This is a genomic window from Streptomyces sp. NPDC051051, assembly GCF_040682975.1.
Classification (GTDB): domain Bacteria; phylum Actinomycetota; class Actinomycetes; order Streptomycetales; family Streptomycetaceae; genus Streptomyces.
This window is the reverse complement of sequence record NZ_JBFBCB010000001.1, coordinates 58,258-77,122: the sequence shown is the minus strand read 5'-3', so window position 1 is coordinate 77,122 and position 18,865 is coordinate 58,258. Positions and strand designations below refer to the sequence as shown.

At 75.2% G+C, this 18,865-nt stretch carries 17 protein-coding genes; 14 read left to right on the top strand and 3 right to left on the bottom strand.

Annotation, left to right across the window (positions count from 1 at the left end; all coding sequences use genetic code 11):
* The first annotated feature begins 384 nt into the window (after positions 1-384).
* Positions 385-1,830, top strand: coding sequence for a glyceraldehyde-3-phosphate dehydrogenase (locus AB0N31_RS00375; protein ID WP_366056050.1), 1,446 nt, complete (start codon positions 385-387; stop codon positions 1,828-1,830).
* Positions 1,831-1,875: 45 nt separating this feature from the next.
* Here AB0N31_RS00375 and gndA read toward each other — a convergent pair whose 3' ends face one another.
* Entirely contained in the window at positions 1,876-3,318 is a 1,443-nt protein-coding gene (gene gndA / locus AB0N31_RS00370; protein WP_366056049.1) for an NADP-dependent phosphogluconate dehydrogenase, read from the bottom strand.
* A 277-nt stretch (positions 3,319-3,595) separates the two neighbouring features.
* On the opposite strand from gndA, the gene AB0N31_RS00365 reads away from it, so the two are divergent.
* Together AB0N31_RS00365 and AB0N31_RS00360 are read left to right on the top strand one after the other, a co-directional pair.
* Positions 3,596-4,219: a hypothetical protein gene (locus AB0N31_RS00365; protein ID WP_366056047.1), complete on the top strand. Its 624-nt coding sequence runs from the start codon at positions 3,596-3,598 to the stop codon at positions 4,217-4,219.
* Between the two features lie 132 nt (positions 4,220-4,351).
* Positions 4,352-4,879, top strand: coding sequence for a hypothetical protein (locus tag AB0N31_RS00360; RefSeq protein ID WP_366056046.1), 528 nt, complete (start codon positions 4,352-4,354; stop codon positions 4,877-4,879).
* Positions 4,880-4,913: 34 nt separating this feature from the next.
* Here AB0N31_RS00360 and AB0N31_RS00355 read toward each other — a convergent pair whose 3' ends face one another.
* Both AB0N31_RS00355 and AB0N31_RS00350 read right to left on the bottom strand, forming a co-directional pair.
* Positions 4,914-6,164 carry an MFS transporter gene (locus AB0N31_RS00355; RefSeq protein WP_366056295.1) on the bottom strand — a complete coding sequence of 417 codons (1,251 nt, stop codon included), beginning with the start codon at positions 6,162-6,164 and terminating at the stop codon, positions 4,914-4,916.
* A gap of 400 nt (positions 6,165-6,564) precedes the next feature.
* Positions 6,565-7,128 carry a hemerythrin domain-containing protein gene (locus AB0N31_RS00350; RefSeq protein WP_366056294.1) on the bottom strand — a complete coding sequence of 188 codons (564 nt, stop codon included), beginning with the start codon at positions 7,126-7,128 and terminating at the stop codon, positions 6,565-6,567.
* A gap of 374 nt (positions 7,129-7,502) precedes the next feature.
* Here AB0N31_RS00350 and AB0N31_RS00345 point away from each other — a divergent pair, with 374 nt between their 5' ends.
* From AB0N31_RS00345 to AB0N31_RS00295, 11 genes are read left to right on the top strand one after another with little or no spacing between them, the layout of a single operon-like run.
* Complete coding sequence (locus AB0N31_RS00345) at positions 7,503-8,492, top strand: NAD-dependent epimerase/dehydratase family protein (protein ID WP_366056045.1); 990 nt, start codon at positions 7,503-7,505, stop codon at positions 8,490-8,492.
* A 48-nt stretch (positions 8,493-8,540) separates the two neighbouring features.
* Positions 8,541-10,175 carry a carbamoyltransferase C-terminal domain-containing protein gene (locus tag AB0N31_RS00340; protein WP_366056044.1) on the top strand — a complete coding sequence of 545 codons (1,635 nt, stop codon included), beginning with the start codon at positions 8,541-8,543 and terminating at the stop codon, positions 10,173-10,175.
* Complete coding sequence (locus AB0N31_RS00335; RefSeq protein WP_366056043.1) at positions 10,172-11,167, top strand: glycosyltransferase; 996 nt, start codon at positions 10,172-10,174, stop codon at positions 11,165-11,167. Before AB0N31_RS00340 ends, AB0N31_RS00335 begins: the two co-directional genes overlap by 4 nt.
* Positions 11,164-11,721 (top strand): HAD family hydrolase, encoded by a 558-nt coding sequence (locus tag AB0N31_RS00330; RefSeq protein WP_366056042.1) that lies wholly within the window; start codon positions 11,164-11,166, stop codon positions 11,719-11,721. Before AB0N31_RS00335 ends, AB0N31_RS00330 begins: the two co-directional genes overlap by 4 nt.
* Positions 11,718-12,725 carry a glycosyltransferase family 9 protein gene (locus AB0N31_RS00325; RefSeq protein WP_366056041.1) on the top strand — a complete coding sequence of 336 codons (1,008 nt, stop codon included), beginning with the start codon at positions 11,718-11,720 and terminating at the stop codon, positions 12,723-12,725. Before AB0N31_RS00330 ends, AB0N31_RS00325 begins: the two co-directional genes overlap by 4 nt.
* A complete protein-coding gene (locus AB0N31_RS00320) occupies positions 12,722-13,684 on the top strand; it encodes a glycosyltransferase (RefSeq protein ID WP_366056040.1) in 963 nt (320 codons plus the stop codon). The genes AB0N31_RS00325 and AB0N31_RS00320 overlap by 4 nt, the downstream gene beginning before the upstream one ends.
* The gene (locus AB0N31_RS00315; protein WP_366056039.1) at positions 13,681-14,916 is read left to right on the top strand and encodes a glycosyltransferase; all 1,236 of its coding nucleotides are present in this window, start codon (positions 13,681-13,683) and stop codon (positions 14,914-14,916) included. The genes AB0N31_RS00320 and AB0N31_RS00315 overlap by 4 nt, the downstream gene beginning before the upstream one ends.
* Positions 14,913-15,536, top strand: coding sequence for an SIS domain-containing protein (locus tag AB0N31_RS00310; protein ID WP_366056038.1), 624 nt, complete (start codon positions 14,913-14,915; stop codon positions 15,534-15,536). Before AB0N31_RS00315 ends, AB0N31_RS00310 begins: the two co-directional genes overlap by 4 nt.
* Positions 15,533-16,951 (top strand): D-glycero-beta-D-manno-heptose 1-phosphate adenylyltransferase, encoded by a 1,419-nt coding sequence (gene rfaE2 / locus AB0N31_RS00305; RefSeq protein ID WP_366056037.1) that lies wholly within the window; start codon positions 15,533-15,535, stop codon positions 16,949-16,951. Before AB0N31_RS00310 ends, rfaE2 begins: the two co-directional genes overlap by 4 nt.
* The gene (locus tag AB0N31_RS00300; RefSeq protein WP_366056036.1) at positions 16,948-17,937 is read left to right on the top strand and encodes a glycosyltransferase family 9 protein; all 990 of its coding nucleotides are present in this window, start codon (positions 16,948-16,950) and stop codon (positions 17,935-17,937) included. Before rfaE2 ends, AB0N31_RS00300 begins: the two co-directional genes overlap by 4 nt.
* The gene (locus AB0N31_RS00295; RefSeq protein WP_366056035.1) at positions 17,915-18,865 is read left to right on the top strand and encodes a glycosyltransferase; all 951 of its coding nucleotides are present in this window, start codon (positions 17,915-17,917) and stop codon (positions 18,863-18,865) included. The genes AB0N31_RS00300 and AB0N31_RS00295 overlap by 23 nt, the downstream gene beginning before the upstream one ends.

Sequence of the window (18,865 nt, the reverse complement as noted above, 5' to 3'; positions counted from 1 at the left end):
GTCGCGCGCAGGCCGCAGCGGGACCGAGCCGGGCGGCCCGGGCCGGGCCGTCGGCCGAGAGCCGCTCCCCAGCCGAGGATCGGACACGGCACTTCCCCCGTGATCAGCCACGGGGCCGCGCCCGACCTCACCGCCGTGACTCGGGGCCAAACCTACGGGCAGCCTGAGCGGGTATCTCCCTTTCCGCACCAAGAGGGGCGGCGCATTTCGGCGACGCGCGGCGGCCCTCATCGGGTCGGGCGCCGGAAGGCGGGGCTCAGGACCCGGAAAGCAGGCTTCGGGACGCCTCCGGAGGGCCGCGCACACCTGAGCGGGGGGCCGCTTGAATGATCGGAGGAGGGGGTGGTTAGCATATGAGCGCCACCTAGCTCGAAAGAGAATCCTGTGACTGTCAACGACGACTCGTTCACCAACTGGAAGAACCGCGAGGAGATCGCGGAGTCGATGATCCCGATGATCGGGAAGCTCCACCGGGAGCGGGACGTCACCGTCCTGCTGCACAGCCGCTCCCTGGTGAACAAGTCGGTGGTGAGCATCCTCAAGACCCACCGCTTCGCCCGGCAGATCGCCGGTGAGGAACTCTCGGTCACCGAGACCCTGCCGTTCCTGCAGGCCCTCACCGCGCTCGACCTCGGCCCGTCCCAGATCGACATCGGCCTGCTCGCCGAGCACTACCGGGCGGGCGACCACGGTCTGTCGGTGCCGGAGTTCACCGCCGAGGCCGTCGCCGGCGCCACCGGCGCCCACAAGATCGAGCGCCGGGAGCCGCGCGACGTCGTGCTGTACGGCTTCGGCCGCATCGGCCGCCTCGTCGCCCGCCTGCTCATCGAGAAGTCCGGGTCCGGCAACGGCCTGCGGCTGCGCGCCGTCGTGGTGCGCGGGGGCGGCGAGCAGGACCTCGTCAAGCGGGCGTCACTGCTGCGCCGCGACTCCGTGCACGGACAGTTCCAGGGCACGATCACCGTCGACGAGGACAACAGCACCATCGTCGCCAACGGCAACGAGATCAAGGTGATCTACGCCGACGACCCGAGCGAGGTCGACTACACGGCGTACGGCATCACCGACGCCATCCTCATCGACAACACCGGCAAGTGGCGCGACCGCGAGGGGCTGTCGAAGCACCTGCGTCCCGGAATCGACAAGGTCGTGCTGACCGCGCCCGGCAAGGGCGACGTCCCCAACATCGTGCACGGCGTCAACCACGACACGATCAAGCCGGACGAGCGGATCCTGTCCTGCGCGTCCTGCACCACCAACGCGATCGTCCCGCCGCTGAAGGCGATGGCGGACGAGTACGGCGTGCTGCGCGGCCACGTGGAGACCGTCCACTCGTTCACCAACGACCAGAACCTGCTGGACAACTATCACAAGTCCGACCGCCGGGGCCGCTCCGCGCCGCTCAACATGGTCATCACCGAGACGGGCGCCGCCTCCGCCGTCGCCAAGGCGCTGCCCGACCTCGACGCGCGGATCACCGGCAGCTCGATCCGGGTACCGGTGCCGGACGTGTCGATCGCGATCCTCAACCTCCAGCTGGCCCGCGAGGCCGGCCGCGACGAGGTCCTCGACTACCTGCGGGACGTCTCGCTGACCTCGCCGCTGAAGCGCCAGATCGACTTCATCAGCGCCCCCGACGCGGTCTCCAGCGACTTCATCGGCTCGCGCCACGCCTCGATCGTCGACGCCGGCGCCCTGAAGGTGGAGGGCGACAATGCGATCCTCTACCTCTGGTACGACAACGAGTTCGGCTACTCCTGCCAGGTCGTCCGCGTCGTCCAGCACGTGTCGGGCGTCGAGTACCCGACGTTCCCGGCGCCGCGCGCCTGACCGGCGGTCCGGCCCGGTTCCGCCGGGCCGGACACGTCGTGCGTCTCAGCCCGAGACCGTCTCCGGGCGGCCGGGCTCGGCCCACTGCGTGTGGAAGGCGCCGGGGCGGTCGGTACGGCCGTAGGTGTGCGCGCCGAAGTAGTCGCGCTGGCCCTGGAGCAGGGCCGCGGGGAGCCGGCCGGCGCGCAGGGTGTCGTAGTGCGCGAGGGCCGCGGAGAACGCGGGGACCGGAATGCCCCGGCGGGCCGCGGAGGCCACCGTCTCGCGCCAGGGCACCTGGGCGTCGGTGATCTCCATCGCGAACTCCATCTCCCCGAGCAGGCTGACCAGTTCGGGGTCGGCGGCGTACGCGGTGCGGATGCGGTCCAGGAACGAGGCGCGGATGATGCAGCCGCCGCGCCAGATCCGGGCGACCGCGCCCAGGTCGATCTTCCAGCCGTACTCGCCCGCCGCGTCCTGGATCATCTTCCAGCCCTGGTCGTAGGCGATGACCTTGGAGGCGTACAGGGCGTGCTCCACCTGCGAGGTGAAGCGCGCGGCCTCCGTGCGGCTGATCACGGGGGTGGTGCCGCCGGGCAGCCCGGAGTACGCGGCGCGCAGGTCGGCCTGGCCGGAGGCGGCACGGGCGAAGGTGGCCTGGGCGATGGCGGTGACCGGCGAGCCGAGGTCGAGGGCGGTCTGCACGGTCCAGCGGCCGGTGCCCTTCTGCCCGGCCGCGTCGGTCACGATGTCCACGAACGGCGCTCCGGTGGCCTCGTCGGTGTGCGCGAGGACCTCCGCGGTGATCTCGATGAGGTAGGAACCGAGCCGCCCCTGGTTCCAGGCGCGGAAGATGTCGGAGATCTCGGCCGGGGTGTAGCCGGCGACCTGGCGCAGCAGGTCGTAGGCCTCCGCGATGAGCTGCATGTCGGCGTACTCGATGCCGTTGTGGACCATCTTGACGAAGTGCCCGGCGCCGTCGGTGCCGACGTGCGCGGCGCAGGGCTCGCCGCCGACCCGCGCGCTGATCGCCTCGAACATCGGCCCGAGCACGTCGTACGACTCGGGCGAGCCGCCGACCATGATCGACGGCCCGTCGAGGGCGCCCTCCTCGCCGCCGGAGACGCCGGTGCCGACGAAGTGCAGGCCACGCGCGCGCAGGGCCTCCTCGCGGCGGCGGGTGTCGGCGAAGTGGGCGTTGCCCCCGTCGATGATCATGTCGCCGGGCTCCAGGAGCGGGACGAACTCGTCGACGACCGCGTCCGTGACGGCGCCCGCCTGCACCATGATCATCAGCCGGCGGGGGCGTTCGAGCGCGGCGACGAACTCCCGCGCCGTCTCCGCCGCGACGAACGCGCCCTCGTGGCCGAACTCCTCGACGAGCGCACGGGTGCGGCCGGCGGTGCGGTTGTGGACGGCGACGGTGTACCCGTTGCGTGCGAAGTTCCGCGCGAGGTTGCGGCCCATCACACCGAGACCGGTGACACCGATGGCGGCGGTTGCGTTCATGAGGCGGATTCCCTTGGATCGACTGGCTCGACGGCGGTGCCGGGGGCGCACGGCCCCTCGTGCCCCCAGATACGGCCAGGAGGCCGGATCGTCTCGATGGCGGCGCAGGCGATCGCGGAACCGGGGGACGCGCCGGCCGGCGCGTCCCCCTCGTCGAAGTCCTGCCTCGCGGGGCGCGTCCTGCGGGTCGCCGACCGGCCGGTGGACGCCTGGGGCGGACGGTTCACCGGTGACCTGCCCGGGGCATGTTCGTCTCCGGGGCGGCCCTCGCCGTGCGGTGGCGTCCCGCTCGGGGCAGGCGACGGACAAGGGGGAAGACGCGCTGGGGTGGACGACGGAGGAGTTCGGGGAGTCCCACGAGGGCATCGCGGGCGCGGTCCTGGCCGACGGCAGCGAGCCCAAGCCGGTGTACCTGGATTTCGGCAGCAGCGCCGACAGCGTGCTGGAGACCAGCGAGTGGTGGGCGTACGACGGAAGGCTCCGTCGCCCGAGAGCGGCCGGCTTCCGCGCGGCCTGCGCGTGCGGCTGGCGTGGCGAGACCCATCCGATCGACGGGGTGTGGACGGCCGACGGCCGGCTCCACGAACTGGACGTCTCCGCCGCGCGCAGTGACTGGAGGGGGCACATCCGCGCCGTCGAGCGCCGGACCGTGCCGCTTCCGGACCAGCTCACGTACCTGATCCACCAGCTGGAGGAGCAGCTGACCGCTCTGACCGAGCGGGCCCCGGTGGCCGCGCTCAAGGCCGTGACCACGCTGGAACGGCTGCTGCCCGACATCGGGCAGGAGGCGGCCCAGGCGGTGCGCGACGACGAGCTGTCCTGGGCGTCCGTCGGCACGGCGCTGGGCGTCAGCCCGGACCGGGCCCGTTCCCTGCTCACCCGCTACCTGCTGCGCCACTGAGCACGACGGCCACGGCCGGCGTGTGGCCGAAGCCACGTCGTTCCCGAGCGCTCGGCCATGTCCTCACGCGTGGGGCGCGGGCTACGGTTTCCCGCAGGTCCCCTCCCCCGTACGCAGCTCGGACGGCCATCAGTGCGCGCAGATCTCTCCCCTGTCATAGCGGCGACCGCCCGGTGGCTGACGCGGGCCTACCCGTCCTGCGGCGGCGCGCTCGCGTCCGCCCTGTGCGAGGCCCAGGCCCGCCAGGCGGTGACCGTCGCGGCCTGGCTGCGCTATCCGACGGTGATGGACGCCGCGCTGGTCGGGATGGCGGGGCCGGGCGGCTCGGCCGGACTGGACCGGATCTGCGGGAGCGACGCCGACGGTACGGGAGCGGACGGTACGGACGCCTGGCGCAGCTGGGTGGACGAGGTGGTGGCGAGCTGGGCGGCCTGCCTGCTCGCCGACCCCGGGCTGGCCGCGCTGGCGGTGGCCCGCCTGGACGGTGGCGACCACACGACCGGTGTGCCGGTGGAGTTCCGCCGCCTGCTCACCCCGGACACCCGCGACCGCGAGGCGGCGGCCCTCCTCCGCCACCCCGACCTCCTGGCCCACGTCGCCGACCTGCACGGTCCGCGGCTGAGGGACCTGCTGGGCCCCGGGCAGGCGCTGATCGCCTGAGGGTGCGGGCGCGTGGAGGCAAGGGGGGAATCCCTCAGGCCGCCGTCCCCAGTGCCTCGCGCCCCGGGATCTCCTCCCCCGGCCGCGTCGGGAGCGGCACCGGTCGCGGGGTGCGCCGGGCGCGCAGGATGTGGCCCGCGGTGATCGTGGCGGCGACGACGACGCCGCCGGTCACCAGCGCGCCGCGCGGGCCCGCGAGTTCCATCAGCAGGCCGAGCGCCGGTGGACCGCCGAGGCCCCACACGGTGCCGATGCTGCTCCAGACGCCCAGGACGCGTCCCCTCAGGTGAGGGGGCGGGTCGGTCTGGAGCACGGCGGTACCGGCCGTGTCCGAGACGGACTCGACGACGGCCATGGGGAGCACCAGCACGAGCAGGACGGCGAGCGAGGGCGACAGTCCGGCCACCACCTGGAGCAGCGCGCCCGCCGCCGCGAGGGTTCCCACGACGCGGACCGAGGGACGGCGCAGCCGGGCACCGAGCACGGCGCCCAGGATGCCGCCGACCGCGAGGACGGTCGAGACGGTGCCGAAGGCACCCGGTCCACCGGCCAGCGGGCCGGTGACGAGGACCGCGAGGGTGAGCCCGTAGTTCCGCCCGAAGACCGCGCTGACGCCGGTGATGCCGGCGAGCGCGACCAGGCGCGGTCGGCGGGCGAAGAAGGCCAGCCCCTCGCGGATGGTCATGTCGTCGCGTTTCCCGGTGCGGGGACCGGGGCCGGCCGCCCGCCGCGCGGCGCCGGCCGCCGGGCGCAGGAACGGGACGACCGCGGCGACGAAGAGGAACGACAGCCCGTTGGCCGCGTAGGCGGCGGCCGTGCCGAGGAAGCCCACCGTGACACCGGCCAGTGCCGCGCCCACGAGCCGGCCGGCGTTGTGGACCAGCGCGCCCACGCCGATCGCGGAGGGCACGTCCTCCAGCGGCACCAGGTCGTTGCCGAGCAGGGCACAGGCCGGTCCGTCGACGGTGGCGATGGTGCCGGTCACGGCGGCCAGCACCATCAGCGAGGTCATGTCGAGCCGGTCCGTCGCGACGAGCACGGCCGTGGTGAACGCGACCGCGCCCAGCAGCGCCTGGCTGACGGCGGCCGTCGCCTTGCGCGGCCAGCGGTCGACGGCGGCACCGCCCAGCATGCTCATGAAGAGCGCGGGGGCCGCCTGCACGGACATGGACAGGCCGGTGGCGGCGGCGGACCCGGTGATCTGGAGGACGAGCAGGTTCTGGACGGTGAGCTGCATCCAGGTGCCGGCGTTGGACACGAAGTTCGCGACGGACCACCAGCGCATGCTGCGGTGCCGCAGGGACCGCCACGGCGAGCGTGAGGTGGCGCGGGAGGAGGTGCCGGGGGCAGGGGCGGGCGCGGAGACGGGGGGCGAAGACACAGTGCGGTACCCGAGGGTGCGAAGGGGAGGTCACGGGCCGCGGAACCGGGGAACGTCGGCTGCGTCGCGCGGCCACTCCGCCTGATCGGTCACGGCGCGGACCATCGTGGCAGACGGGCCGGGCGGGTCGAGGACAGGCCGCCCCCGCCGCGGCACCGCCGACGGCCCAAACAGGGGCGCCCGTGGGGTACTTGCCGTGCCGAGTGCGGTTGCTCACAGGGCCGCCGGGGCCCCGGTCGTCCGCTCGGGACGCCGACGGGCCCGTCGCGGAATGCGACGGGCCCGGCACCCTGCGTCCGGGGCGTCAGCCGTGCTTGCCCCGCCCGCTCAGCGCGTCGCGCATCCGGTCGACCAGGCCGACCCCCGGGGCCAGCATCTTGTTGGCGGGCGGCTTGTCCGGGGCGGAGGGGTGGGGGCGTGTCGGTGCGGTCTTCTTCGCCATGCGGACCTTGTCCCCCAGGTCGTCGAGGGCGTCCGCGGGGCAGGCCGAGCGCAGTCGCGGGAAGAGGTTGCCCTCCTCGTCGGCGACGTGCTCCCGGATCTCGCTCATCAGCCTGCCGACTAGCAGGTCGAACTGCGGGTCGTCCGCCTCGCAGCCCTCCAGGTCCTTCATGATCTGTTCGGCTCCGGCGTGGTCCTCCAGTTCCTTGTCGGCCAGGGCGTCCCCGCCCGCGACGTGCTCGCGCACAGCCGGGTAGAGGTAGGCCTCCTCGGCCACCGAGTGCCTGACCAGCTCCATCGTCACCTGATCGGCGTACATCTTGCGGTCCTTGTGGCCGGACGGCAGCCCCTCGATCTTGCCGAACAGCTCCTCGACCTCGCGATGATCGGCCATCAGCTCGTCGATGACGTTCCCACCGTGCCCCATGTCCTGTACCTCCAAGCCTCGGCACCTCGGGCCCGGGACGGGCCCGCCACGGCCCCGGGTGCCCGGCGCCGCCCCCCTGACACCGGTTCGACCGGGTGGCACGGGCTGTGGTGCTGCCGGGGCGGACGATGCGGGTGGTGCCGTCGGCTGCGGTCGCGGAACCTCCGGTGTCTCCGCACAATGAAGATCGAAAAGTGAAAGCACCTGGTACGGGAATCCCGCACCCGTGCCGTCGGGAACACGGCAGCCGGCCGGGACCGCTGCGCAGCCCTCCGCGCGTCCCGCTCCTTCACCGTTCGACTCACCCCCGTGCCGCACCGGACCGGCGCGCAGGCCTGGCCGGCGCTCTTCCGCACGCGACCGAAGGACGTCCCATGAACGATGCGACCACCAGTCTGCCCTGGCGCCGTGCCGTGGTCACCGGCGGCGCCGGCTTCCTCGGCAGCCATCTGTGCGAGCGCCTGTCGGCTTCAGGTGTCGAAGTCGACTGCGCGGACAACCTGGTGTCGGGTTCACGGGCGAACGTCGCTCACCTCGAAGGCCGGCCCGGCTTCCGGTTCGTCGAGTGCGACGTGTCCGCGCCGGACTGCCCGGAACGCCTGGAGGGACCGTACGACCTGGTCCTGCACTTCGCCTGTCCGGCCTCGCCGGCCGACTACCTGCGGCTGCCGCTGGAGACGCTGGACGTCGGCAGCCTGGGCACCCGCAACGTGCTGGCCGTCGCGGAACGGGACCGGGCCAGGTTCCTGCTCGCCTCGACGTCCGAGGTGTACGGCGACCCGCTGGTGCATCCGCAGCGGGAGGACTACTGGGGCAACGTCAATCCCGTCGGCCCGCGCAGCGTGTACGACGAGGCCAAGCGGTTCTCCGAGGCGCTGGTCACGGCCCACGTCCGCGTCCGCGACGCCGACGCGGGCATCGTCCGGCTGTTCAACACGTACGGGCCGCGGATGCGGGCGCACGACGGGCGCGCGGTGCCCACGTTCGTGTGTCAGGCACTGGCCGGTGAGCCGCTGACGGTGGCGGGCGACGGCGGTCAGACGCGGTCGCTGTGCTACGTCGACGACACGGTCGAGGGGGTCCTGCTGGTGGCCGCCAGTCAGTCGGTGCGACCGGTCAACATCGGCGGAACCGACGAGGTGGCGGTCCGCGACATCGCGCGCCGGGTGGTGGAGCTGACCGGATCCGGCTCGCGGATCGAGTTCGTCGACCGTCCCGTCGACGACCCGCAGCGGCGCCGCCCTGACACGACGCTGGCCCGGGAGCTGCTGGGCTGGGCCCCGCGGATGCCCTGGGAGGAGGGCATCAAACACACGATCGCCTACTTCGCCGCGACGCAGCCGACGCGGGATCCGCAGCTGTAGGCCGCGGCGCCGAGCCCCGTCCCACCCCCGCCACCACGGAGGCATCGCATGCGCGTACTGGGTGTCAACGCCCTGTTCCACGATCCCGCCGCCGCGCTCGTCCTGGACGGCAGGATCGCGGCGGCGGCGGAGGAAGAGCGCTTCAGCCGCCGCAAGCACGGCAAGCGCCCCGTTCCCTTCTCCGCATGGGAGCTGCCCGAACTGTCCGCCCGCTGGTGCCTGGAGCAGGCCGGACTCGACCCGTCCGAGCTGGACGCCGTCGCCTACTCCTACCACCCCGACCTGACGCGCCCGGCGGACAGACTCGGACTGGACGACCCCTGGGACCATCTGCGGCAGGAGTACGCGCGCCGCGCCCCGGAGTTCCTGGCCGAGGCGCTGCCCGGCCTCGACCCGGCCAAGGTCCGCTTCGTCCCCCACCACGTCGCCCACGCAGCCTCGGCCGGCCAGGCCTCCCCGTACCCCGACTGCGCCGTCCTGGTGCTCGACGGCCGCGGCGAGTGCGGTTCCCACCTGGCGGGCCGCTACGCCAACCGTGAGCTCACCGTCCTGGCCTCGCAGTCGCTGCCCGACTCGATGGGCCTGTTCTACGAGGACCTCACCCAGCATCTCGGCTTCCTCCGCAGCAGCGACGAGTTCAAGGTCATGGCGCTCGCCTCGTACGGCACCCCGCGCTTCCTCGACCGGTTGCGCGAGTACGTCCGCCCGGACGGCGAGGGCGGTTTCCGGGCCGGGCCCGTGCCGTGGTCCTCGCTGGTCCCGCCCCGTGCCGCGGGCGCGCCCTGGACGCAGGAGCACGCCGACGTCGCGGCCAGCGCGCAGGCCTGTCTGGAGGAGGTGCTGCTCGCCCTGGTGCGGTGGCTGCACGAGCGCACCGGCGAGAACGTGCTGACGCTGGCAGGCGGGGTGGCGCTGAACTGCGTGGCCAACACCCGGCTGTACCGGGAGGGACCGTTCGAGCGGGTCTGGGTGCAGCCCGCGGCCGGTGACGCCGGCACGGCGCTGGGGGCCGCGCTGCACGTCGCGCACCAGAAGGAGGCGGTGGAGGCCATGCCGACGGCCGCCCTGGGCCGCGGCTGGAGCGACGCGGAGCTGCGGGACCGGCTGGAGCGGGCGGCCGTGCCGTACGAGGAGCCGGCGGACATCGCCGAGACCGTCGCCGAGGAACTGGCGCGGGACGGTGTCGTGGCCTGGTTCCAGGGGCGCAGCGAGTTCGGGCCGCGGGCGCTCGGCCACCGTTCGCTGCTGGCCCATCCGGGGCGGGCGGAGAACCTGGAGCGGCTGAACGCGGTGAAGGGGCGGGAGGAGTTCCGTCCGGTCGCCCCGATGGTGCTGGCGGAGCGTGCAGCGGACCTGTTCGACGGGCCGCTGCCCAGCCCGTACATGCTGTTCGTGCACGAGGTTGCCGCCGAGTGGCGGGAGAGGATCCCGGCCGTCGTCCACGTGGACGGCACGGCCCGCATCCAGACCGTGGACCGGGCGGCCGAACCGCTGGTGGCGCGGATGATCGACGGGTTCGAGCGGCGGACCGGGCTGCCGGTGGTGGTCAACACCAGCCTGAACACGGCGGGACGGCCGATGGTCGACGACCCCCGGGACGCGCTGGAGTGCTTCGGGTCCGCGCCCGTGGACCTGCTCGCGCTCGGCCCGTTCGCGGTCCGGCGGAAGAAGGTGTTCGCGTGACGGGCGCACCCGCCTACTCGGTGGTGATCCCGACGATCGGGCGGCCCTGTCTCGCCGACTGCCTGCGCGCCCTCGCCGCGGCCGCGGGCCACCCGCCGGAGGAGGTCGTGGTGGTCGACGACCGCCCCGAGCCCGCCGGGGAGCTGCCGCTGGAGGCGGCCGGCCCGCTGCGCGGACGGGTGCGCACCCTGTGCAGCGGCGGACGCGGCCCCGCCGCCGCCCGCAACACCGGCTGGCGCACGGTGGGCACGCCCTGGACGGTGTTCCTCGACGACGACGTGCGGGTGCCGCCGAAGTGGTCCCGACTCCTCGCCGACGATCTCGGAGCGGTCGGCCCGGACACCGGCGGCGTCCAGGGCCGGCTGACCGTCCCCCTTCCCGAGAACCGCAGGCCCACCGACTGGGAGCGCTGCACGGCGGGGCTGGAGCAGGCCGCCTGGGCGACCGCCGACATGGCCTACCGCACGGCCGCACTGGTCGGCGTGGGCGGCTTCGACGAACGGTTCCGGCGGGCCTTCCGGGAGGACGCCGACCTGGCACTGCGGGTCCTGGAGGCCGGCTGGACGCTGCGGCGCGGCCGGCGCACGACCGCGCACCCGGTGCGGCCGGCCGGTCGCTGGGTGTCGGTCCGCGCCCAGCGGGGCAACGCCGACGACGTCCTGATGAACCGGCTGCACGGCCCCGACTGGTGGAGCCGCGCCGAGGCGCCCCGCGGACGGCTCCCCCGGCACGTCCTGGTGACGTCCGCCGCGCTCAGCGCTTCCCTGTGCGTGCTGGCGGGCCGGCGCCGTGCCGCCGCCGCGGCCGGCGCCCTGTGGTTGCTGGGCACGGCCGAGTTCGCCGCGGCCCGGATCCGTCCCGGCCCGCGGTCCCCGGACGAGGTGACCACCATGGTGGTCACCAGCGTGGTCATCCCGCCGCTCGCGGTGAGCCACTGGCTGCACGGCCTGGTGCGCCACCGCCGGGTGCTGCCGACGGGAGGCCGGCCGTGACCCGCCGCGCCGCCGGCCGGGTCCGGGTCGCCGCCGTCCTCTTCGACCGGGACGGCACCCTCGTCGAGGACGTGCCCTACAACGGCGACCCCGACCGGGTACGCCTGCTGCCCGGCGCGCGGCGGGCGCTGGACCTGCTGCGGGCCGAGGGCATCCCGACCGGCGTGGTCAGCAACCAGTCGGGGATCGGCCGCGGACTGCTCACGGACGCCGACGTGCGCCGGGTCAACGACCGGGTGGACGCCCTGCTCGGCGGTCTCGGCACGTGGGTGTACTGCCCCCACGCGCCCGGCGACGGCTGCGCCTGCCGCAAACCGCGTCCCGGCCTGGTGATCGAGGCGGCGCGCCGATTGGGCGTGGCCGTCGGGGACTGCGTGGTGATCGGCGACATCGGCGCGGATGTGCTGGCCGCCCGTGCCGCGGGCGCCCGGTGCGTGCTGGTCCCGACGGCGGTGACCCTGCCCGAGGAGGTCGAGTCGGCGCCCGCCACCGCCCCCGACCTGCTCACCGCGGTCGACCGACTGCTGGCGCGGAGACCGGGAGGACGGCCGTGAAAGCACTGGTCGTACGGCTCGACAGCTTCGGCGACGTGCTGCTCGCCGGGCCCGCCGTCCGCGCGGTCGCCGCCCGCGGCGCGCACGTGACCATGCTGTGCGGGCCGCGCGGCGAACCGGCCGCCCGGCTGCTGCCCGGCGTCGACGAGGTCCTGGTGTGGTCGGCGCCGTGGGAGGGCGTGGACCCGCCCCCGGTGCGGGCGGCCGACGTCGACGCGCTGGTGCGGCGGCTGCGGCGGGCCGCGTTCGACGTCGCCCTCGTGCTGACGTCGTTCCACCAGAGCCCGCTGCCCACCGCCCTGGTGCTGCGGCTGGCCGGCGTCGGCCGGATCGGCGCCGACAGCGCCGACGCCCCCGGCAGCCTCCTCGACGTGCGCCACCGGCGGCTGCCCGGTCGGCACGAGGCCGAGGCAGCACTCGACACCGCCGCCGCGCTGGGCTTTCCCCTACCGCCCGGCGACGACGGGCGGCTGCGCGTGCTGCCGCCGCCGGACACGGTCGCGCTGACCGGCAACGGACCGTACGTCGTCGTCCACCCCGGTGCCAGCGCGCCCGCCCGCACCTGGAGCCCCGACCGCTGTGCCGAGGCGGTGGCGCTGCTCGCCGACGCCGGTCACCGGGTGGTCGTCACCGGCGGGCCCGACGAGAGGGACCTCACCCGGTGGGTCGGCGGCGGCACGGCAGTGGACCTCGGCGGCCGGACCGAGCCGCGCACCCTGGCGGGCGTACTGCGCTCCGCCGACGTCGTGGTGTGCGGCAACACCGGCCCCGCGCACCTGGCGGCGGCGGTCGGCACCCCGGTCGTGTCCCTGTTCGCGCCCGTCGTCCCGGCGGAGCGCTGGGGGCCGTACGGCGTGCCGAACGTGCTGCTCGGCGACCAGCGGGCGCCGTGCGCGGACAGCAGGGCCCGGCAGTGTCCCGTGGCGGGCCATCCCTGCCTGGACGAGGTCACCGGCCAGGACGTGGTGCAGGCGGTGCGGAAACTGCTCGAGGAGCACACATGAACATCCTTGTCTGGCATGTGCACGGCTCATGGCTGACGTCGTTCGTCCAGGGCCCGTACACCTTCCTCGTCCCGGTGACCCCGGACCGCGGGCCCGACGGTCTGGGCCGGGCCAGGACCTGGGACTGGCCGGCCACGGTCCGTGAGGCGGGGCCCGGCGAACTGCGCGAGGCCGACATCGACCTGATGGTGCTGCAGCGCCCGCACGAGCTGGAGCTGGCCCGCGCGTGGACCGGCCGCCGCCCCGGGATCGACGTCCCGGCCGTGTACGTCGAGCACAACAGCCCGCACGGGTCGGCCGTCGGCACCCGCCACCCCCTCGCCGGCCGGACCGACGTGCCGGTCGTGCACGTCACCCACTTCAACCGCCTGATGTGGGACAACGGCCGGGCCCCGACGACGGTGATCGAGCACGGCATCATCGACCCGGGCCCGTTGTGGACCGGTGAGGAGGCCCGCGCCGCGGTCGTCGTCAACGAGCCCGTGCGGCGCGGCCGTACCACCGGGACGGATCTGCTGCCCCGGTTCGCCCGGTGGGCGCCCCTGGACGTCTTCGGCATGCGCACCGAAGGACTCGCCGGGCACCTCGGGCTGCCGCCCGAGCGCTGCCGCAGCCGGGACCTCCCGCAGGGCGAACTGCACCCGGCGATGGCCGGGTGCCGCCTCTACCTCCATCCGATCCGCTGGACCTCGCTCGGGCTGTCGCTGCTGGAGGCCATGTTCCTCGGGATGCCCGTGGTGGCACTGGACACCACCGAGGTGCGCGAGGCCGTGCCCGAGGGGGCGGGGGTGGTCTCCAACCGGTTCGACGTGCTGGAGGACGCCGTCCGCCGCCTGGTCGCGGACTCCGCGTACGCCCGCGCGACGGGGGAGGCCGGCCGGGCCGCGGTCCAGGCCCGCTACGCAGAACGGCGTTTCCGCGACGACTGGGAACGCCTGATCAAGGAGGTCACCCGATGAGCCCCAGTCAGCCGACCGCCGGCCGCGTCGCCATGGTCTCCGAGCACGCCAGCCCCCTGGCCGAACTCGGCGGCCCGGACGCGGGCGGACAGAACGTGTACGTGGCCCAGCTCGCCGGGCGGCTGGCCCGCCGCGGTCACGAGGTCGTCGTGTACACGCGCCGCGACGGCCCCGGGCTGCCGGAGCGGGTCACCACACCGGACGGGGTGAAGGTGGTCCACGTGCCCGCCGGGCCTCCGGCGCCCATATCCAAGGACGAACTCCTTCCGTACATGCCGGAGTTCGGCGCATGGCTGGCGCAGGAGTGGGCGGCCGGGCCGCCCGACGTGGTGCACGCCCACTTCTGGATGTCCGGCATGGCGGCGGTGGCCGGCGCACGCGCCCTGGGAGTGCCGGTGGTGCAGACGTACCACGCGCTCGGCACCGTGAAGAAGCGGTACCAGGGCGCCGCCGACACCAGCCCGCCGCAGCGCGTCGCGATCGAGTCCGCCGTCGGACGGGAATGCGGCGGCATCATCGCCACCTGCGAGGACGAGGTGGCGGAGCTGATCGCCATGGGGCTGCCGCGCGACCGCATCTCCGTCGTCCCCTGCGGGGTCGACCCGGTGCGGTTCGCGCCCGTCGCCGGGGCCCGGCGGTCCCGCTCCGGGCCCCGCCGGCTGCTGTCGGTCGGCCGGCTCGTCCCCCGCAAGGGTTTCGACCGCGCGATCCGCGCCCTGGCCGACGTCCCCGACGCCGAGCTCCTCATCGCCGGAGGACCCGAGCCCGCCCTGCTGGGCGCCGAGCCCGAGGCGGAGCGACTGCGGGCGGTCGCCGAGGAGTGCGGGGTGGACGACCGGGTGACCCTCCTCGGCGGGATCGGCCCGGACCGGATGCCCCGGCTGATGTCCGGCGCCGACCTGGTGCTCTCCCTGCCCCGCTACGAGCCGTTCGGGATCGTCCCCGTCGAGGCCATGGCCTGCTGCGCCCCCGTCGTCGCCACCGCCGTCGGCGGCCAGCTCGACACGGTCGTCGACGACGTCACGGGCCTCCTCGTGCCGCCCGCCGAGGACCACGACCTCGGCGCCACGATCCGCGACCTGCTCGACGACCCGGCCCGGCTCGCCCGGTACGGCGCCGCGGGCAGGCGCCGGGTCCTCGCCCGCTACACCTGGGACCGCGTCGCCGACGGGGTGACCCGGGTCTACGGCGCCGTCTCCTCCGTCCCTTCGCTCTCGGGAGTGGTCCGATGAAAATCGCCGCCGCCGTCGCTCACTGCGACGACCTGATGAAGGCACTCGCAGGCTTCCGCGAGTACGCCACGCCCGTGGTGGAGCGGTGGGGCGCGGCCCTCGCCGACCGGCTGGGGTCGGGTTCGCGGCTGCTGGTCGCGGGCAACGGCGGCAGCGCCGCCCAGGCCCAGCACCTGACCGCCGAACTGGTCGGCCGCTACCGCGACGACCGCCCGCCGTTCTCCGCGATCGCCCTGCACGCCGACACCTCGTCCACCACGGCGATCGCCAACGACTACGGCGTGCAGGAGATCTTCGCCCGGCAGGTCTCCGCGCACGGCCGGGACGCGGACGTGCTGATGCTGCTGTCCACCAGCGGTGCCAGCGAGAACCTGCTGGTGTCGGCGAAGGAGGCCGCCCGCCTCGGGATGACCGTCTGGGCGCTGACCGGACCCGCGCCCAACCCCCTGGAGGGCACGGCCGACGACGCCCTGTGCGTGACGGGGGCGACGTCCGCCACGGTGCAGGAGCTGCACCTGGTGGCCGTGCACATGCTCTGCGAGTCCTTCGACCGGACCGTGGAACGGCGGCGTCCACGCACGGGCCGGTGGGCGGGCGGGGCGGGGAGGGACGGCGTATGAGCGCCCCGGCCCCCCTGCTCGTCGTCGGGGACGCGCTCCTCGACCACGACCTGTGCGGAAGGGCCGAGCGGCTGGCACCGGACGCGCCCGTGCCCGTGGTCGGCTCGACGCGGCGCACCACCCGGCCGGGCGGGGCGGCCCTCGCCGCCTGGCTCGCCGCCGCCGACGGCAGGCCCGTCACCCTGGTGACCGCGCTCGGTGACGACGAGTCCAGCGCCTGTCTGGTGCAGGCGCTGGGCGGCCGGGTGCGGCTGGTGCGGCTGCCGCTGACCGGCGACCTGTCCAGCAAGACCCGGGTCCTCGCCGAGGGCACACCGCTGCTGCGGCTGGACGACGGCGACGGCCGGGCCGGCGGGGTGACCGACGAGGCGCGCCGGGCGGTCACCGAGGCCGGCGCGGTCCTCGTCTCCGACTACGGCCGCGGCACCGCCGAGGTTCTGCGGGAGGAGCTGGCGGCAGCGGCGGCCCGGGTGCCCGTCGTCTGGGACCCGCATCCGCGCGGGGAGCGGCCGGTGCCCGGTGTACGGCTGGTCACGCCGTCGGCGAGCGAGGCGCGGGGCTTCGCCGGTGACGAGCCGCCCGAGGGCGCGGGCACGCTGCAGACGGCTGCGCGTGACGCGGACACTCTCGTCCGGGCCTGGCGAGCGGCCTCGGTGGCGGTGACGCTGGGCGGCCGGGGTGCACTGCTGTCGCACGGCGACACCCCGCTGCTGGTGCCGTCGCCGGTGACGGCCGAAGGCGACGCCTGCGGCGCCGGGGACCGGTTCGCGGCGACCGCGGCCGGGCTCCTCGCCGACGGTGAGCTGACCGAGTCCGCGGTCCGGGGAGCCGTGCACGCCGCGACCCGGTACGTCGCCGAGGGCGGCGCCCGCGCGGTGTCCGCGCTGCCGATGCCCGAGCCTCCGGCGGCCGACGCCGAGCCGACGGACGACGCCCTGCGCACGGCCGCCCGGGTGCGGGCGGCGGGCGGCACCCTGGTGGCCGCCGGCGGCTGCTTCGACCTGCTGCACGCCGGCCACGTCGCCCTGCTCCAGGCGGCCCGCCGTACCGGGGACTGTCTGGTGGTGTGCGTGAACTCGGACGCGTCCGTGCGCCGCCGCAAGGGCGGCGGACGGCCGCTGGTGCCGGTCGCGGACCGGATCAGGGTGCTGCGCGCGCTGGAGTGCGTGGACGCGGTCGCCGTGTTCGACGAGGACACCCCGGAGCGGCTGCTGGCCGAACTGCGCCCGCACATCTGGGCCAAGGGCGGCGACTACGCCCTGGAGCGGCTGCCGGAGGCCCCGCTGGTGGAGAGCTGGGGCGGGCAGGTCGTCCTCTTCCCCTATCTGGACGGCCGCTCGACGAGCGGCATCGCCGAGAAGGCGGCTCTGTCCCCGCGGTCTGCGGGGCCGGCGCCCGGACGGGGGCACCGGTGACGCCTCGGGTCCTGGTGCTGCGGGCGCTGGGTCTGGGCGACCTGCTCGCCGGGGTGCCCGCGCTGCGCGGTGTCCGCCGGGCCTTCCCCGGCCACGAGGTGGTGCTGGCGCTGCCGCCGGCGCTGCGCGAGGCCGCGCTGTCCACGGGGGCGGTGGACACGGTCCTGCCGGCGCAGGCGCCGCGGCGGGGCGTGCCGTCGCTGGCCCACTGGACGGGACCGCCGCCGCGGGTCGCCGTCGACCTGCACGGCAATGGACCGGAGAGCCGGGACGCGCTCGCCGCCCTCTCCCCCGGTCGGCTGCTCGCCTTCGCCCAGCCCGACCCGCCGCCGCCCGAGTGGCGGCCGGACGAGCACGAACGCGACCGCTGGTGCCGCTTCCTCGCGGCCTACGGCATCGCCGCCGACCCTGCCGACGTACGGCTGCCGACGCCGGCCGCGGACTCGCCCGCGCCGGGGGCCGTCGTCGTGCACCCCGGCGCGGAGTCCGCGGCCCGTCGCTGGCCCGCCGAGCGTTACGCCGCCCTCGTGCGGGCGCTGCGCGGGGAGGGCCACCGGGTCGTCGTCACCGGCGGTCCGACGGAGGACGCGCTGGTCCTGGACGTCGCCGGGCGGGCGGGCCTGCCGGAGCGGGACGCACTGTACGGCGGACTGCCGTTCGGCCGGCTGTCGGCGCTCGTCGCGGGGGCCGCGCTCGTCGTCAGCGGCGACACGGGGCTCGCGCACCTCGCCGTGGCGCACGCGACACCGTCGGTGACGCTCTGCGGGCCGGTGGCGCCGCGGTTGTGGGGCCCGCCCCGTTCGCCGCGCCATGTCGCCCTGTGGAAGGCGGGGCCGCCGGGTGACCCGCACGCCGCCGTGCCAGACCCGCGGCTGCTGCGCATCGACGTCGACGAGGCCGCCGCCGCGGCGCGGACGCTTCTGCGACGGGACCGCGCCTGTGCGGGAAAGGGGGCGGAAGCCCGTGTCACACCCGTCCGCCCCTGACGGCCGGGTCACGGTCGCGGTGATCACCCGCGACCGGCCGGAGAGCCTGCTGCGCACCCTCGACGTGCTGGCCGCGCTGCCGGAACGCCCGCCCGTGGTCGTCGTCGACAACGGCTCCGACGGCGCGGCCCTCGAGACGGTGCGCGCGCATCCGGCGGTCACCCGTCTCATCAGGCCCGGCGTCAACACCGGCGCCGTCGGCCGCAACCTCGCGGTCCGGCAGGCCGTCACGCCGTACGTGGCGTTCAGCGACGACGACTCGTGGTGGGAGCCGGGCAGCCTGCGCCGGGCGGCGGACCTGCTGGACGCCTGGCCGCGGCTGGGCCTGGTCGCCGCGCGCACCCTCGTCGGCTCCGGCCGGGGCGAGGACCCCCTGAACGCCGTGCTCGCGGCCTCGCCCCTGCCACCGGAACCCGACCTGCCGGGCCGACCGGTGCTGGGCTTCCTCGCGTGCGCCTGCGTGGCACGCCGCGATGCCTTCCTCGAGGCGGGCGGCTACCACCCGCTGCTCTTCTTCGGCGGGGAGGAGACCCTGCTCGCCTACGACCTCGCGGCCGACGGCTGGGGCGTGACCTACGAGCCTTCGCTGACCGCCCGGCACGTTCCCGAGCCCGGCGGCAGGAGCGGGCGCAGTCATCAGGTGCGGCGCAACGAGGTGCTGACACTGGTGCTGCGGCGTCCGTTCCCACTGGCCCTGCGGGCCGGTGTCCGGCTGGCGGCCTCCGCGGTGCGCGGCGAGCCCGGTGCCCGCCGTGCCCTGCGCGAGGTCACGGCGCGGCTGCCCGCCGCGCTCGCCCGGCGCCGGCCGCTGCCCGCACGGGTGGAGCAGGCGGCCCGGTTGCTGGACGGGCCCCGCCGGTCCCGGCGGAGCGGAGGCGGACCCGAGCGGGCCGGTGGTGGGCGAAGCGCCCGCTCCCCGGCCGGGTGA